The following is a 15,465-nucleotide window of genomic DNA, read 5'->3' on the forward strand; positions in this document are numbered from 1 at the left end:
TAGACCAAAACCTACAGATTTTATCCAGAATCCCATACTAGATTGCAATGTAATTCGTTATCAGTACTCATAAAAAACATTCCGTGGAGAGAATTGTACGTGTCCTACTGCTGTCGCTGTTAGTATTTGCCTACCGGCCTGAGGTGAAAGCGCAAGGTCTTGACTACAAATTGCTAAGGACTATTAACTACAACCGTGACGATGAATTTGACGGTTTTATGAACGGTGTCAGCAACAGCATGTATACCGTTTCTGCCGCCTTGCCCATTAGCCAGCTGGTAATAGGGTATGCTACCGGCAATAAAATCACCATCCAGAATGGCTGGACTACTGTAGGTGCGCTGGCAATAAGTTTTGGCGCTACTACCGCTATGAAGAATGCATTCCGCCGTAACCGGCCTTTTATGAATCACCCTGAGCTGTTAACGGCCCAAACAGATAATAGCCCTTCTTTCCCCTCTGGTCATACATCTACTGCGTTTGCCTGTGCGGCGGCGCTTAGCCTTGAATATCCCAAATGGTATGTAATAGCACCTTCATTTGCCTGGGCAGGCGCTGTTGGGTATTCCCGCATGTACCTGGGCCGGCATTATCCCAGTGATGTGCTCGTAGGTGCGGTGATAGGCACCGGGTCTGCATATCTGAGCTATAAGCTGAATAAGTGGATAGACGGAAAACACAAGAAGACACCTGTAACGCCGGTACCGCTGTTCTAGCGGGCGCCACTCCTAATTTCTTATTGCAATAATTTCCCCAGGTTAGCGGGGTAGCTTTCTGCTTCCGTACCGCCGGAACCCTGTGTGATGCTATCTCCCAAACACACCACCCGCTTTGCCGGCAGCTGTTTGTAGGTGATACAATCATACACGGCCAGCGCTATAAAGCGGTAACCATCTGCTGTAGGGTGCACCCCATCTTTACTACGGCTGTTGACCTCATTCCGCAGCAGCGCTGCTTTATCGGTTCCCACCTGACCTATCTTTTCAAACACTGCGCCCAGCTCCAGCAGGGTAGCCCCTTGCGCGGCCGCTACTTCCCGGATGGCATTGTTAATGGCCATGCGCCGCTCATCCGGCGTTTCATTGGCAAAAAAGGAAGCCGGATGGCGGGTTAGCAGGTAAGGCGTATAAAAGGGCAGAATGGTCATTAAAAGCACCTTGCTGCCGCTGTTGCCAATGCGTTGTACCAGCTCCGTAAGGTTGGCTTTATATTGTTCTAAAGGAATGTATTTTTCATGGTTCATACTGTCGTTCGTGCCTGCCATCAGAACAGTGAGCTCCGGCTGGTGGGAGAGGCAATCTTTTTCCAGGCGGTTCAGCAGGTCCTGGGTATTGTTACCGCCAATACCGGCATTGATCACAAAAGTATCATCCTGCTCCGGCGTATGCGGCCGGGCAGTCAAAGACAAGGGTAGGGCGGCGCCCATCAGGGCAGTATTGGTCAGAAAAGTTCTCCGGTTCATGAAGGAAGCTGTTTAGCAGCATTAAGATAAAGTAAAAGCAGGGAATGTGAAAAGTTTGGGGATAGGCAGGGAAGTGGGAACGGCTAAGACTTTTTTTGCTTTTTAGCTGATTCTTCATACGTCTGCAGCAGCTTTTTAGGCGCCCGTTCTTTCCAGGCAGCCAGGAAAAGACCGGCCAGGTCTTTTTGATCCACTTTGGCCAGGTGGATGAGCATCATGGGGTAGTTCTGGTAATGATCCGTAATGAAAAAGATATCGGGGGCAGCTTCCATCCACTTTTCCCGCTCCTGGGTGCGGATGGCCAGGGTTTCGCCATCTTCCTTGATACGGCCCAGCAGCTTTTTATGCACCCAAAAGCCTGGTGTTCCATGGCAGGGAGCTTCCGTTACACCGGGTAAGGCCAGCGCAATGGCGCGCACTTGTTGCAGGTATATGTATGCGTCCAGGTTCATGGTTATTTAAATATACGAAATTACCGCAGCTCCCGTACTTCTACTTCCGCACCAAAATTAATACCCGGGTACGCCTTAGCCAGTGAGGTGGCTTCCTGGATGCTTTTTGCCAGTATGATCATGTAACCGCTGATCTGCATATGGCCCCTGATAGGGTTAATGTTCCGCAACGGCCTGTCAGCCTCGCCGGTAACCGTATACCCATAGTCCCAGAAAGTGTGCGCAGTAACAAACAGCTGTTGCTGTGAAAGGTCCCGGATCCAGCGGCTAAGCTGCTGGCTGCGCGCCTGCTGCTGATCATCAGAAAGCAGGGTATCATCCTGCCAGATCAAAAGAATAAATTCCTGCATGGATTTTGAAAAGGTTTGATTGGACATTCACTGCTACAGAACCGGCATTGAATATAACAAAAATCAGTTACAGTTGTTTAGCATACCCCTCTGTTAAAAAATGCAGCCCAATCGTTACATTTGAATAACAAACCTTTTTATGCAGCTTCCTGAAGATATCTATCAGCGTATTGTTGCCGCCAAGCTGTTCATGGATGAGCATTACCATGAGTCCATTGACCTGGGGGAAATTTCAGGACAGGCGTTTTTGTCGCGCTTTCATTTTCACCGTTTGTTCACCCGCATTTACCGCAGCACCCCGCACCGCTACCTTACCCGGCGGCGTATGGATAAAGCCCGGGACCTGCTGGCACAAGAGGGGCTAAGTGTAAGCGAAATATGCACCAGCGTTGGGTTTGAAAGCATAGGCTCATTCAGCACCCTGTTTAAAAAAGAAACCGGCATAGGCCCGCAGCATTACCGCAACCTGCGCATTGTACAGCAGCAACAGGCCAAAGCACAACCCCGTACTTTTATTCCGCATTGTTTTATTGAAGGGTATAAGCTGAACCGGCAATAAAGCAAGATCCAAGAACTGTATTCCCCCGCCGCATTATAGTTTTGCCTGTATAAAATACAACTGTTATGATCACAAAAATGTCGCACACCTCCCTGTTTGTGCTGAACCAGGACAAAGCCTACGATTTTTATGTGAATAAGCTGGGCTTTAAGGTAAATACCGATGTAGTAATGGGCGATACCGCCTGTGAGGACGGTAGTGAGGAACAGCCGCCTGCCGGTGGTTTCCGCTGGTTAACCCTGAACACGCCGGAACAGCCGGACCTGGAGATCATCCTGATGCCGGTAGTAGGTTTAGAGCCTGATGCACAGGCGGCCATCCGTTTATTACTGGAAAAAGGCTTAATGGGCGCCGGGGTATTTTACACACCGGACTGTTATGCTACGTATGAAGAGCTGAAAGCAAAGGGCGTGGAGTTTAAGTCAGCTCCCAAAGAACAGTTCTACGGTATAGAATGTATTATGTCGGATGGCTGTGGTAACTGGTTCAGCATGACACAGCCGAAGGAGCATTAACCCATATTATTTTCTCTTTAAATCTAAAATGACGGTACTGATTTATAATATGTTCTATACTTTTATAGCATAACAATTATGTACCGCTATGGATTCCAGAAGGGATTTTATTAAAAAGGCTGCGCTGCTTTCCGGTGCAGCCGGTTTTGCCACATTGCCCGCTTCCGTACAGAAAGCATTAGCCATTAACCCCGCGCCCGGCACTACTTTCCTGGATGCAGAACATATTGTATTCCTGATGCAGGAGAACCGCACCTTTGATCACTGCTTTGGCAGCCTGCAGGGCGTACGTGGCTTTAATGATCCCCGTGCTATAAACCTGCCCGATAAAAAACCGGTATGGCTGCAAACCAATGCTGCCGGTGAAACGTATGCCCCTTTCCGTTTGGATATAAAAGATACAAAGGTTACCTGGATGGGCTCTTTGCCACATGCATGGAGCAACCAGGTGGATGCCCGCAACAATGGCAAGTACGATAAATGGCTGGATGCAAAACAATCCGGGCACACTGAATATGCAAAGATGCCGCTGACCATGGGGTATTATACCCGGCAGGATATTCCCTTTTATTACGCATTGGCAGATGCTTTTACGGTGTGCGACCAGCACTTCTGCTCTTCCCTTACCGGTACTACGCCTAACCGTTTATACTTCTGGACCGGTACTGTCCGCGCAGAACAGAACAGCCAGTCCAATGCGCTGGTATGGAATGAGGAAGCGGATTATGACAGCATGGTGAATTATAAAACCTACCCGGAAAGGCTGGAGGAAAGTGGTATTTCCTGGAAAATTTACCAGAACGATATTAGCGTGGATGGCGGTTTTACCGGCGAAAAAGATGCGTGGCTGGCTAACTTCACAGACAATCCCATTGAGTTCTTTACACAGTATAATGTAAAGCTCTCTGACCGCTACATTACTTACCTGGAAAAAAGTATCGCCACATTACCGGCTGAAATAACTGAGCTGGAAAAACAGCTGGCTGCATTACCCGCTACAGACGCTAACCATACGGCGTTGGAAAAACAGCTGAAAGAAAAAAAGGCCACCCTGCAAAGAGTGCAGGCAGATCAAAAACTATACACCCGCGAAAAATACGCGCAGCTTTCGCAGCACGATAAAAACCTGCATGAGAAAGCATTTTGCGCCAATCATAAAGACCCGCATTTTGGAGAGCTCACCACACTTAGCTACCAGGATGGCGATACTGCCCGGGAAGTGACCGTGCCCAAAGGCGATGTGCTGTACCAGTTCCGGGAAGATGTGAAGAACGGTGTTTTGCCCACCGTATCCTGGCTGGTAGCGCCGGAAAACTTTTCAGATCATCCCGGCGCCGCCTGGAATGGCGCCTGGTATGTATCTGAAGTAATGGACATTCTTACGCAAAACCCGGAAGTATGGAAGAAAACCATTTTTGTGCTTACCTATGATGAGAACGACGGTTACTTTGATCACGTGCCGCCATTTGTAGCGCCCAACCCGCAGAACCCTGCCAGTGGTAAGGTTTCCCAGGGAGCAGATGCAGGTGTGGAGTTTGTAAGCATGGAACAGGAGCAGCGCAAAACCTATCTGCCGCAGGAGCATAAACGTGAAAGCCCCATTGGGTTAGGTTATCGTGTACCCATGGTAGTTGCTTCGCCCTGGAGCCGCGGAGGATGGGTAAATTCACAGGTATTTGATCATACATCCTCTTTGCAGTTCCTGGAAAAATTCCTGCAACACAAAACCGGCAAAGCCGTAATAGAATCAAATATCAGCAGCTGGCGGCGCACGGTGTGCGGAGACCTGTCGTCAGTATTCCGCCCATATAACGGCGAAAAAATAGAGCTGCCTGCCGTGGTAGAAAAAGATGCATTTATTGAAAGTGTACATAAGGCGCAGTTCAAAGAATTACCGCAGGGTTACAGATCATTTACCGCCGATGATATAGCGCAGGTGAAACGCAACCCTTTGCTGATAGACAGCATGCAGCAGGAAAAAGGCATTCGTCATGCCTGTGTATTGCCGTATGAGCTGTATGTGGAAGGACAGCTGAGCGGGGATAAAAGATCATTCGTTATTCACCTTGCCGCCAAACAGGAAGTGTTTGGTAAAAAGGCTGCCGGCGCACCTTTCCTGGTTTATGCGCCTGGTAAATATAAAACCGAAGATATGCGGGTATGGTCTTACGGCGTAGTGGCCGGCGGGCAGCTGCAGGATACCTGGCCCCTGGAAGATTTTGAGAACGGGCAGTATCACCTGCAGGTACATGGGCCCAATGGTTTCTTCCGGGAATTCGGCGGTAACAGCCAGGACCCCTTATTACAGGTAAGCTGCCAGTACCAGCAGGCGGCGGGTAAGCTCACAGGAAATGTAACCCTGCATCTGCAAAACAGCAGTAAGGAAAAATATACCGTTAATATAATTGATAATGCCTATAAAACCGGTACACGCACCTTGGAGCTGGCGCCGGGACAAACAAAAACCACATTGCAGGATCTTAATAAAAGCCATGGCTGGTACGATTGCAGCGTACAAATAAAAGGGCATGAAAATTTTGAAATAAGATATGCCGGCCGTGTGGAAACCGGTAAGCCCAGCTTTACAGACCCGCTGATGGGAAGGGTATAACCTTTAAATACCGGACATTGCCTGTCCGGAAACGGACAGCTTCCTATGCTCCCGGCCTCTTAATGTATTGGTTTTCAGGTAGGGCACAGGCAGGCATTTACTTTGTGCAATGCGGTGTTAAATGTCTTTCCATGCTGAAGAACTACTTTAAAATTGCCGTACGACAATTATTGAAGCAAAAGATGTACACCGCTATCAAGATCGGCGGGTTTGCATTAAGTATTGCAGCCTGTTTGCTGATCACGTTGTACATAAGGCATGAGCTGAGCTATGACCGTTCCTATCCCAATGCTGACCGCATTTACCGGGTAATAGGTGAATCCATTGACAATGGGGTGGATGAAAAAGGCGTATCCTTCCCGGCGCCGTTCGCCCGTTCTTTAAAAGATGATTTCCCGGAGATTGAGGAAGCAGGGCGTTTAATGTCCAACCGCCTGTTTACCGGTGCTGGCAGCAACCAGCTGCGGCGGGCCGATAAAGTTGAAAATACATTCGAAGAAGGTTTCGTTTATATAGATCAGCAGCTGCTGAACATATTTCAATGGCCTATGGTAGCCGGAGACGCTGCGCATGTATTGGATGAGCCAAAGACCATGGTGATCTCCCAGCGGATGGCAGCAAAATATTTCCCGCATGAAGATCCTATCGGAAAGGTGATGCTGCTGAATGATAATAGTAACTACGCTTACCGCATAACGGGCGTAATGAAAGACCTACCCTCCACCTCCCATTTGCAGTATAATTTCCTGTTAACCCTTTCCGGCGTTGCGTTCTGGAACGGGGAGCAAACTAACTGGATGTCCAGCAACTATGATAACTATGTGCGGCTGCGCCCCGGTACAGATGCTCAAAAGCTGGGGAAAAGGATCTGCGATAATATCCTGCAGAAGTATTATATCCCTATCATGAGGGAGGCCGGTAATAAGGACCTGGAACGCCTGGGTAAAAGCCTGGAGCTGCGGATAAACCTGCAACCGGTAAGTGATATACACCTGTACTCTAATGATATTCATGATAATGTACACAACCGCGGCGATATCCGTTTTATATGGCTGTTTGGTGCTGTTGCCTGTTTCATACTGTTGATAGCCTGTATAAATTTCATTAACCTTTCCACTGCCAGGTCAGCCAACCGCGCTAAAGAAGTGGGTTTGAAAAAAACGATCGGTGCATTCCGCAGCAGCCTGGTGCAACAGTTCCTTACAGAATCTTTTTTATTCAGTTTCCTGTCTGTTATATTGGGCAGCATGCTGGCCTGGGCGCTGCTGCCTTATTTCAATCAATTGTCGGCCCAAACGCTGGTATTTCCCTGGCATGAGCTGTGGCTGGTACCTGCGCTGTTGGTGGCTGCTGTGGTCATTGGCCTGCTGGCAGGTATTTACCCCTCGTTTTATCTTTCATCCTTTCAGCCTATGCAGGTATTGAAGGGCAGTATTAGCCGCGGCACTAAAAATTCCAATCTAAGAAGCATCCTGGTAGTGTTCCAGTTTGCCACATCTATTATCCTTATTATTGGTACGGTAGTTATTTACCGGCAGATGCAGTTTATCCTTCACCGTAAGATAGGTTTTGATAAAGAGCAGGTAGTGATGATACAGGGTGCGCATACCCTGGGTGATAAGGTGCAAACCTTTAAGAGTGAGCTGCAGCGGCTGCCCCATGTAGCGCATGTGGCCGTAAGCGACTTTTTACCGGTTTCCAATACCAAACGTAATGGTAACAGCCTCTGGAAAGATGGCAGAAGCAAGATCGATATGCCGGAGTTCGGGCAGTTCTGGCAGGTGGATCATGATTACCTGGCTACGATGGGTATGCACCTGGTGGCCGGCCGTAATTTTTCTAAAGACATGCCTACGGATTCACAGGCCGTTATCCTCAATCAAACGCTGGCAAAAAAATTATTCGGGAAAGAAGACCCGCTTGGCCAGCGCATTATGAACGGTGGTGGTAACAGCTTCCAGGTGATCGGGATTGTGGAGGATTTCAATTTTGAATCCATGCGCAGCAAGGTGGAAGGGCTTTGTATGTCGCTGGGTAACAGCCCTACTATTGTATCTGTAAAAGTAAATACGGCTGATATGACAAAGATGATCAGCGCCATCACCGGTGTATGGAAAAGTTTTGCCCCTAACCAGCCGTTCCGTTATAATTTCCTGGACGAACGTTTTGCACAGATGTATGATGATGTGCAGCGTACCGGCCGCATATTTACCTGCTTTTCCATACTGGCCATTATTATAGCCTGTTTAGGATTGTTTGCATTATCTGCTTATATGGCGGAGCAGCGCAGCAAAGAGATCAGCATCCGCAAGGTGCTGGGGGCTTCTGTAGCCCAGGTAACGGCCTTAATATCCCAAGATTTTGTGAAGCTGGTGCTGATAGCCGTATTGCTGGCATCACCCATTGCATGGTGGGCTATGAGCAAGTGGCTGCAGGATTTTGAGTACCGTGTAAACGTCAGCTGGTGGATGTTTGCACTGGCCGGTATGCTGGTAATAACCATTGCATTGGCCACCATCAGCTTTCAATCCATTAAAGCTGCGCTTACCAACCCGGTTAAGAGCTTAAAGGCAGAGTAACTATTACCTGCCTTCTTCTATCAATGTTTTATTCATCATAGCACCGGCTTTGGTACCGGCTGCCACTGCAACACTTACTGCGCGGAACATGGTGGTATTGTCGCCTGCTGCATACACGCCGGGTACGGTGGTTTGCTGAAAATCATCAATTACAACATAGCCGCTTTCATTGAGCGCGCAGCCCAGTGACTGAACAATATCCTGCTGTGGCGTGGCCGGCCTGGTGTAGAGCGCTGTTAGCGGATGTGCGCTGCCATCCTGCAATTGAATGGTTTGCAGGTAGCCTTTTTCATGAATGATGTTTGTAATAGGTTGTTCCTCTACAGGTATATTCCAGGCCTTTAGCTGCGCCTTTTGCTCATCGTTTAAGGTAGATGGGCCATTGGTAAAAAGGGTAAGCTGTTTAGTCCAGTGGTGGATCATCCTGCCAAACTCAAATGCCATATCCCCGTTAAGCAATACACCGGTAGGCAGGTGTTTTACCTCATAACCATGGCAATAGGGACAGTGCAGTATGGAAATGCCCCAGCACTCCGCAAAACCGGGAATGGGCGGCAAAATGTCCTGTACACCTGTGGCGAGTAATAATTTTGCAGCAGTAAATTGCTCACCTGTTGCTGTTGTTACTGTAAAAGCATTCTGCTGCTGCACAGCGTTCACTACTATTCCCTGTTTCAGCTGAACAGTAGGGTAAGCCAGCACCTGCTCCCTGCCAAGAGCTGCTATGGCAGCCGGTGTAGCGCCATCCTGCGTAAGAAAGTTATGGGAATGCGGTGTTTGCCGGTTACAGGGCTTGCCGCTGTCAATGATCAATACCTGCCGCAGCGCACGGCCAAGGGCCATAGCTGCAGAAAGCCCGGCATAGCAGCCGCCGATGATAATAACGTCTAATGTGTGTTCATGCTCCATAAAGCGAAGGTAAATAAAAATGAAACAATGTTGCAAATGTATTTTACCTGCTTTTTGCAGCATGCACATAACAGCAGCAGCAGGTAGTAACCCTGCTTACTGCAGCAGCGTTTTAAAACGGCCTGCGCCGGTGTATATTTCTGCCTTCAGACCGCTTAATATGGAATACAGGCCAAAGTAGGTACGGTTCACATACAACGAGTGGCGGGAGCCGCGTGCTACCTTGGAATCGCGTACCTCTTTCAGGTTGTATACATAATCCATATACGCATATATTTCCTGGAAATACTTTTCATTGCCAAAGTCAAAGCTGGTTACGGTAAAAGGCAGCGTAAGCAGATCTATCATTTTCTGGAAAAGCCCGGAGTAAAATGCAATTTCCTTATCCGTATCAGATGGGTGGATCATTTCCAGGTTCATGTAGATCTGCATCCGTTTGGCTTCATCCTGCAGGATGGTTTTATCTACCAGCATAAAATAGTTGGTATAAAAATCCTCCGGTATCTCCTTTATGCAGCCAAAGTCAAAAATGCCTACCGTACCATCATCCCGCATCAGGAAGTTGCCTGGGTGTGGATCTGCATGTACTTTTTTCAGCTGGTGCATCTGGAAATCATAAAAATCCCACAGCGCCTGTCCAATGCTATTGCGCACCTCCTGTGAAGGGTTGCGTAACAGGAACTCTTTCAGGTGAAAACCTTCCAGCCAGTCCATGGTAATAATACGGTCAGAGGAAAGCTCCGGGTAATAGCGGGGAAATACCAGGTTGGGAATATGCGCGCAAAGGGCCGACAGCTCTACGGAACGGCGCAGCTCCAGCTGGTAATCGGTTTCTTCCAGCAGCTTGGTTTCGATCTCGTCAAAGTATTTGTCCATATCCACCTCGCTCATGCCCACAATGCGCACGGCAAATGGTTTTACAATGCGCAGATCGGATTTTACGCTGTTGGCCACACCGGGGTACTGGATCTTAATAGCCAGCTGCTGGCCATTTTTCCAGGCTTTGTGCACCTGCCCAATGGAGGCGGCGTTGGAAGCATGCAGGTCAAACTTATCGTATAGCTGTGAGGGTGATTTGCCCAGCGTTTTTACAAAAGTGTTCACTACCAGCGGCCCCGAAAGGGGCGGGGCGCTGTACTGCGACATGGCAAACATATCTGTGTAAGCCTTGGGCAGCATGCCTTTATCCATGCTTAACATTTGCGCTACCTTTAAGGCGCTGCCTTTCAGCTGGCTAAGGGTATCGTAAATATCTTCCGCATTATCCGCATGCAGCTCTTCCTTGCTGATAGAAGGATCTATGAGCTTTTTGGTATAGTGCTTTAAATAATTGGAGCCTACTTTTAATCCCGTGGTTATAAAACGTCCAGCCCTTTCCACTTTGCCGGTCGGGATATTGGATTGTTCCTTCATCTTTTGATTTTAGATTTACGATCTACGATTTTAGATCTTCTAAAATGTACATCGTTACTTTTTATAGTTCAATCAGGTTTTAGATTTACGATTAGCTGGCCACAAGAACAGCTCTCTGGCATCACAAGAAGTATTTCAGGAATACGATCTTACCTGATTGACGTATGAACAGGACTTTTATTTTATGGTCCCCAAAATAATCCGCTTCAATCAAATCTAAAATCGTAAATCAATTCATTTTCCCGTGAACATAAATTTGCCAAAATCAAACAGGCTATCCAGCGTATTGGAAGCAATCAGCTGGAAGCTCAGGTGAACAGCCTTTTCAATAGCGGCATCCGTCATTTCAAAACGCTCGCTGCTGTCGTTGATCCAGTAGCGGAGCACAAACAGCGCCTGTACCCAGAAGCCATGTACGTATTGGTCGGAAATGTATTTGCGTTCCTTGATCTCGCTGGTCTGGTAACCTTCTTTCACCAGGTCTTCCACGTATTTGTAAAAGGCCTTTTTAAAGGTTTCCAGCTGGCCCTGGTGTAAGACAGGGAAGCGGAATTTGTCCTGCTGCAGCAGAATGTAGCTACGGTCGGCTTTCAGCTTTTGCACCCACATAAAGTAAAAAGTGAGCAGCTTTTCGCGGGCGGAGTAGTTCCGGTAGATCTCATCGTCCTGCAGCTGGTTAATAGTATCTTCAAAAATACCCAGCCATATATCTTTTTCCACTGCTTCCAGGGAGCTGTAAAGATCATAAAAAGCCGGTTCCGGCAGGCTTACCATCTTGCAAAAAGCATATACGGAAACAGGTGGTTTGCCATTCTCCAGCCAGTATAATTTATAAGCGTCGCGTAGCTGTTGTTTGTCCATTTTTGAAAGTTTTAAGCGTTTTGGGCATAGGGGGTTCTCAAGCCTTACAAAATTACACCAAGACGGTGGATAATGAACAGGCAGCCGCGAATTTGATGTTGCGCGGATGTTAAATAAACGCTAAAAACTAGCGGACGGTCTTCAGTACCGTAAACAAAGTGTCATAAAACGGTTTTGCCTGCTCAAACATGGGGAAATGGCCGGATTCCTGGATCCAGTGCAGCTGAATAGAAGGGCGTATGATCTTCAGGTCATAGGCATAAAAGGCTAGCGCATCCTGCCGGCTGGCAATCACCTGAATGGGGCCTTTGTAACGGGGCAGGGTTTTGCTTACATCATAGTGCACCCGGAACAGGTCCCGAATCAGCAGCTGCCGCATTTTTATGTTTGGTTTACCGGCGTTTATCTTTTTCAGCAGACTGTCCAGCATACTTTTATTGTAAATGTAAGAGAGGCGCCCCAGCTTATCCAGCTCAAGAGAATCTGCGGCGCTGGCACGGCCATCGTCCATTTTTTTTGTCAGCGTATCCAGTAGCTGCAGGTCTGTTAAGCCAAGCCGTACCCGCAGGTTGGCAACATGTACTGCAAAATTCTCCTCCGATATTTTATAATAACCCGGGTTAGCCAGCACCAGTGTTCTTACCCGTTCAGGATGCGCTGCCGCAAAACACATAGCCAGCATAGCGCCCCAGGAGTGCCCGTAAATAATGCCCTGCTGAATGTGCAAATGATCCAGCAGGCGTTTTACATCTTCCACCTCCGCCTGCAGGGTAATAGTGGTTGAATCAAAAGGCGTAGGAATAGAACGGCCGGTACCTCTTTGCTCCAATAAAATGCTTTTGTAGGATGTACCTAATGTAATGGCTACTTCCTCCTGCTGCAAATAAGAGTTGCCGGGGCCACCGCTTAAAATTATTACCGGGGTGCCGGTACCGTAAGTATGATAGTACAAATATCCCTGGGCATATTGAAGAGAATCCATTTGCTGTGCATGCATGGGATGGGCCAACAGCAGGATGGCTAACAGTAACAGAACGGTTTTCATAAATTATGGCAATTGGTGTAAATTTAGGAAAAGAACAGTGTTATGAAAAAGTTTTTGAACGGAAGCCTCTTTTTAATAATGGCCATTACCTGCTGCGGCCAGCTATTTGCCCAGGATAATAAAAAAGACAAGATAAAAAACCTGGTAGCCAGCCAGTCCTATGTATTTAAAGCACAAACAGCCCTGCCTATGAGCGGCCGCACGCGGCAGCTTACCAGCGAGTATGAGGTGAAGGTTGCCAAAGATTCTGTGATCACTTACCTGCCATACTTTGGCCGTGCCTATACGGCGCCGCTGGATCCCAGCAAGGGCGGTATCCAGTTCACCTCCCGTAAATTTGATTACACGGTAAATAACGCAAAAAAAGGAGGCTGGAATATACAGATCAGCCCAAAAGATGCAGATGATGTACGGCAAATGGTGCTGATGCTTTCTGAAGATGGTTACGGCACCCTGCAGGTAACCAGCAATAACCGGCAACCTATTATGTTCAACGGTTATATAACGGAGAGGGAACCACGAAAATATTTGAAGAAATGATGTAATTTCCCATCCCTATAACCATTTTTCAGTAACCCTAACCCTCATAAACATATAATACATGCATTTCCTCAAAAGCCGGATGTTTGCTATCCTCATTTTATTATTTGCAGCTACTGCCTGTGCCCAACAGCCGCCTAAAACAGAAGTATTGTGGGATACCTATGGTGTGCCGCATGTATATGGTAAAAGTTTGGCAGATATGTATTATGGTTTTGGCTGGGCGCAAATGCACAACCATGCCAACCTGCTGCTGCAGCTCTATGGACAGGCCAGGGGCCGTAGTGCTGAATACTGGGGAGAAAAGAACCTGTTCCGTGACGAGATCATTCATTTATTCAACATACCGGAGCTGGCTAAAGAACATTATGCCCGGCAAAACCCGGTTTTCAAAAGCTGCCTGGATGCTTTTGTAAAAGGCGTTAATGCTTATGCCAAAGCGCACCCGGAAGCTATTGGTGAAAAATTTAAGCAGGTGCTGCCGATACAGCCCACTGATGTTACGGCGCATGCCCTGCGGGTATTGTACATACAGTTCCTGGCTATGGATGATATTGATGAAACCATGCAGGTGGCGGGGCGTGGCTCCAATGCCATTGCCATCGGGCCATCCCGTTCCGCTTCCCGTAATGCTATGCTGCTGGCCAACCCGCATTTGCCCTGGGCAGACCTGTATCTTTTTTTTGAGGCGCAGCTAAGCGGGCCGGGATATAACGCTTACGGTGCTACGTTAATAGGGATGCCTGCCCTGGCCATTGCATTTAATGCGCACCTGGGCTGGACACATACCGTGAACACCATTGACGCCTCTGACCGCTATACGCTGCAGCTGAAAGACAGCAATACATATATGCTGGATAATAAACCGGTACGGTTCATACAAAAGAGCATTACGTTAAAAGTAAGGCAGGATAATGGCAGCCTGCAATCGCAAACCATAGCCCTGAGATACAGCAAACAGGGACCGGTAATAATGGGAAAGAAGGGCGATGCCTATGCCGTGCGTATTGCCGGCATGGAGCGCCCGGATATGATGTACCAGTGGCACCAGATGGGCGCGGCACAGAACTGGGCACAGTTTGAGGCCGCGCTGAAGCTGATGCAGCTGCCCATGTTTAACGTAATGTATGCTGATGATGCCGGCAATATTAATTACTTCTTTGCAGGTAATGTACCGGTACGCGCGCAGGGCAACTGGGATTTCTGGCAGCAGCCGGTAGATGGCAGCCAAAGCGCCTGCATCTGGCAGCAAACGCACCCTTATAAAGATCTGCCCAAGCTGCATAACCCATCCACCGGTTTTTTACAGAATGCCAATGATCCGCCCTGGACCTGTACTTACCCCGCCGTGCTGGATCCCGCCCAGTATCCTTCGTATATGGCTCCCCGTGGTACGGGCCTGCGCCCGCAAAGAGCGCTGAATATGATCCGGAAAGATAGCTCCATTACCTACGGGGAGCTGGTAGCTGATAAATACAATACCGGCATGGAAGCAGCCGACCGTTACCTGGATGAGCTGCTGGCTGCCGTAAAACAATACCCCGATACTGCCGCCACCCGTGCTGCCGCTGTATTACAGCAATGGGACCGGACCACAGATACTGCCAGCACCGGCGCGCTGTTATTTACCCACTGGTTTGATAAGCTGAAGCCGGGCATGATCCGTACGCCTTTTGATCCGGTACATCCCGTAACCACACCGGCCGGTCTGAAAGACCCTGCCGGCGCAGTAAAGCTGCTGGCAGCAGCTGCCGCTGAAATGCAACAGCAATTTGGCCGCCTGGATGTGCCCTGGGGCAGCCTGGCCCGCTTCCGCTTCAATAACCGGGATTATGCCGGTAACGGCGGCTCCGGCCGCTATGGTATTTTCCGGGTGATCAATTACAATGAGGATGAGGATAAAAAATACACCGCTTCAGGGGGAGATAGTTATGTAGCCATTGTGGAGTTCAGCAAACCGTTGAAAGCGCAGGTATTGCTGAGCTATGGCAATGCCACCCAGCCGGGTAACAAACACCTGGGCGACCAGCTGCAGCTGCTGTCGCAAAAGAAAATGCGCAGCCCCTGGCTGCAGCGCAGCGAGGTAATGGAACACCTGGAAGAAAGAGAAACACCTTAATATTTATTATATTGGGGGATCATCATTTTTAAGACACAAAAAAAATTACG

14 protein-coding genes are annotated in these 15,465 nt (G+C 48.5%); 7 read left to right on the forward strand and 7 right to left on the reverse strand.

All coding sequences use genetic code 11. The features are described from left to right. Window positions 1–83 precede the first annotated feature (83 nt). Window positions 84–716, forward strand: a complete 633-nt coding sequence (locus tag KVT36_RS12235; RefSeq protein WP_368670021.1) for a phosphatase PAP2 family protein — start codon at window positions 84–86, stop codon at window positions 714–716. Window positions 717–736: 20 nt separating this feature from the next. Here KVT36_RS12235 and KVT36_RS12240 read toward each other — a convergent pair whose 3' ends face one another. The 3 genes from KVT36_RS12240 to KVT36_RS12250 all read right to left on the reverse strand — a co-directional run bounded on the left by KVT36_RS12240 (window position 737) and on the right by KVT36_RS12250 (window position 2,264). Next, window positions 737–1,462 carry a GDSL-type esterase/lipase family protein gene (locus tag KVT36_RS12240; RefSeq protein WP_217603786.1) on the reverse strand — a complete coding sequence of 242 codons (726 nt, stop codon included), beginning with the start codon at window positions 1,460–1,462 and terminating at the stop codon, window positions 737–739. An 83-nt stretch (window positions 1,463–1,545) separates the two neighbouring features. Then, on the reverse strand, window positions 1,546–1,914 hold the full coding sequence (locus KVT36_RS12245) for an MmcQ/YjbR family DNA-binding protein (RefSeq protein ID WP_217603787.1): 369 nt from the start codon (window positions 1,912–1,914) through the stop codon (window positions 1,546–1,548). Between the two features lie 20 nt (window positions 1,915–1,934). After that, window positions 1,935–2,264, reverse strand: coding sequence for a hypothetical protein (locus KVT36_RS12250; RefSeq protein WP_217603788.1), 330 nt, complete (start codon window positions 2,262–2,264; stop codon window positions 1,935–1,937). Between the two features lie 139 nt (window positions 2,265–2,403). On the opposite strand from KVT36_RS12250, the gene KVT36_RS12255 reads away from it, so the two are divergent. From KVT36_RS12255 to KVT36_RS12270, 4 genes are all read left to right on the forward strand, one after another. Then, window positions 2,404–2,823 (forward strand): helix-turn-helix domain-containing protein, encoded by a 420-nt coding sequence (locus KVT36_RS12255; RefSeq protein ID WP_217603789.1) that lies wholly within the window; start codon window positions 2,404–2,406, stop codon window positions 2,821–2,823. Between the two features lie 65 nt (window positions 2,824–2,888). Beyond that, window positions 2,889–3,338, forward strand: a complete 450-nt coding sequence (locus tag KVT36_RS12260; protein ID WP_217603790.1) for a VOC family protein — start codon at window positions 2,889–2,891, stop codon at window positions 3,336–3,338. 88 nt (window positions 3,339–3,426) lie between these two features. Beyond that, a complete protein-coding gene (locus tag KVT36_RS12265; RefSeq protein ID WP_217603791.1) occupies window positions 3,427–5,949 on the forward strand; it encodes a phosphocholine-specific phospholipase C in 2,523 nt (840 codons plus the stop codon). Between the two features lie 131 nt (window positions 5,950–6,080). After that, complete coding sequence (locus tag KVT36_RS12270) at window positions 6,081–8,528, forward strand: ABC transporter permease (protein WP_217603792.1); 2,448 nt, start codon at window positions 6,081–6,083, stop codon at window positions 8,526–8,528. Between the two features lie 3 nt (window positions 8,529–8,531). Here KVT36_RS12270 and KVT36_RS12275 read toward each other — a convergent pair whose 3' ends face one another. From KVT36_RS12275 to KVT36_RS12290, 4 genes are all read right to left on the reverse strand, one after another. Then, window positions 8,532–9,437: an NAD(P)/FAD-dependent oxidoreductase gene (locus tag KVT36_RS12275; protein ID WP_217603793.1), complete on the reverse strand. Its 906-nt coding sequence runs from the start codon at window positions 9,435–9,437 to the stop codon at window positions 8,532–8,534. Between the two features lie 96 nt (window positions 9,438–9,533). Next, window positions 9,534–10,850: an AarF/ABC1/UbiB kinase family protein gene (locus tag KVT36_RS12280; RefSeq protein WP_217603794.1), complete on the reverse strand. Its 1,317-nt coding sequence runs from the start codon at window positions 10,848–10,850 to the stop codon at window positions 9,534–9,536. 234 nt (window positions 10,851–11,084) lie between these two features. Further along, the gene (locus tag KVT36_RS12285) at window positions 11,085–11,711 is read right to left on the reverse strand and encodes a TetR family transcriptional regulator C-terminal domain-containing protein (protein ID WP_217603795.1); all 627 of its coding nucleotides are present in this window, start codon (window positions 11,709–11,711) and stop codon (window positions 11,085–11,087) included. Window positions 11,712–11,838: 127 nt separating this feature from the next. Next, complete coding sequence (locus KVT36_RS12290) at window positions 11,839–12,756, reverse strand: alpha/beta fold hydrolase (RefSeq protein WP_217603796.1); 918 nt, start codon at window positions 12,754–12,756, stop codon at window positions 11,839–11,841. A gap of 42 nt (window positions 12,757–12,798) precedes the next feature. On the opposite strand from KVT36_RS12290, the gene KVT36_RS12295 reads away from it, so the two are divergent. Beyond that, on the forward strand, window positions 12,799–13,296 hold the full coding sequence (locus KVT36_RS12295) for a DUF4251 domain-containing protein (protein WP_254639964.1): 498 nt from the start codon (window positions 12,799–12,801) through the stop codon (window positions 13,294–13,296). 61 nt (window positions 13,297–13,357) lie between these two features. Then, window positions 13,358–15,415: an acylase gene (locus KVT36_RS12300; protein ID WP_217603797.1), complete on the forward strand. Its 2,058-nt coding sequence runs from the start codon at window positions 13,358–13,360 to the stop codon at window positions 15,413–15,415. The last annotated feature ends 50 nt before the right edge of the window (window positions 15,416–15,465 follow it).

This window comes from Chitinophaga sp. GbtcB8 (assembly GCF_019091455.1).
Lineage (GTDB): Bacteria > Bacteroidota > Bacteroidia > Chitinophagales > Chitinophagaceae > Chitinophaga.

Bases quoted from the DNA above. Each gene is read 5' to 3' on its own strand.
- KVT36_RS12295 (WP_254639964.1), top strand. From the start codon at position 12,799: ATGAAAAAGTTTTTGAACGGAAGCCTCTTTTTAATAATGGCCATTACC.
- KVT36_RS12270 (WP_217603792.1), top strand. From the start codon at position 6,081: ATGCTGAAGAACTACTTTAAAATTGCCGTACGACAATTATTGAAGCAA.
- KVT36_RS12260 (WP_217603790.1), top strand. From the start codon at position 2,889: ATGATCACAAAAATGTCGCACACCTCCCTGTTTGTGCTGAACCAGGAC.
- KVT36_RS12285 (WP_217603795.1), bottom strand. From the start codon at position 11,711: ATGGACAAACAACAGCTACGCGACGCTTATAAATTATACTGGCTGGAG.
- KVT36_RS12300 (WP_217603797.1), top strand. From the start codon at position 13,358: ATGCATTTCCTCAAAAGCCGGATGTTTGCTATCCTCATTTTATTATTT.
- KVT36_RS12240 (WP_217603786.1), bottom strand. From the start codon at position 1,462: ATGAACCGGAGAACTTTTCTGACCAATACTGCCCTGATGGGCGCCGCC.
- KVT36_RS12255 (WP_217603789.1), top strand. From the start codon at position 2,404: ATGCAGCTTCCTGAAGATATCTATCAGCGTATTGTTGCCGCCAAGCTG.
- KVT36_RS12250 (WP_217603788.1), bottom strand. From the start codon at position 2,264: ATGCAGGAATTTATTCTTTTGATCTGGCAGGATGATACCCTGCTTTCT.
- KVT36_RS12275 (WP_217603793.1), bottom strand. From the start codon at position 9,437: ATGGAGCATGAACACACATTAGACGTTATTATCATCGGCGGCTGCTAT.
- KVT36_RS12265 (WP_217603791.1), top strand. From the start codon at position 3,427: ATGGATTCCAGAAGGGATTTTATTAAAAAGGCTGCGCTGCTTTCCGGT.
- KVT36_RS12280 (WP_217603794.1), bottom strand. From the start codon at position 10,850: ATGAAGGAACAATCCAATATCCCGACCGGCAAAGTGGAAAGGGCTGGA.
- KVT36_RS12290 (WP_217603796.1), bottom strand. From the start codon at position 12,756: ATGAAAACCGTTCTGTTACTGTTAGCCATCCTGCTGTTGGCCCATCCC.
- KVT36_RS12245 (WP_217603787.1), bottom strand. From the start codon at position 1,914: ATGAACCTGGACGCATACATATACCTGCAACAAGTGCGCGCCATTGCG.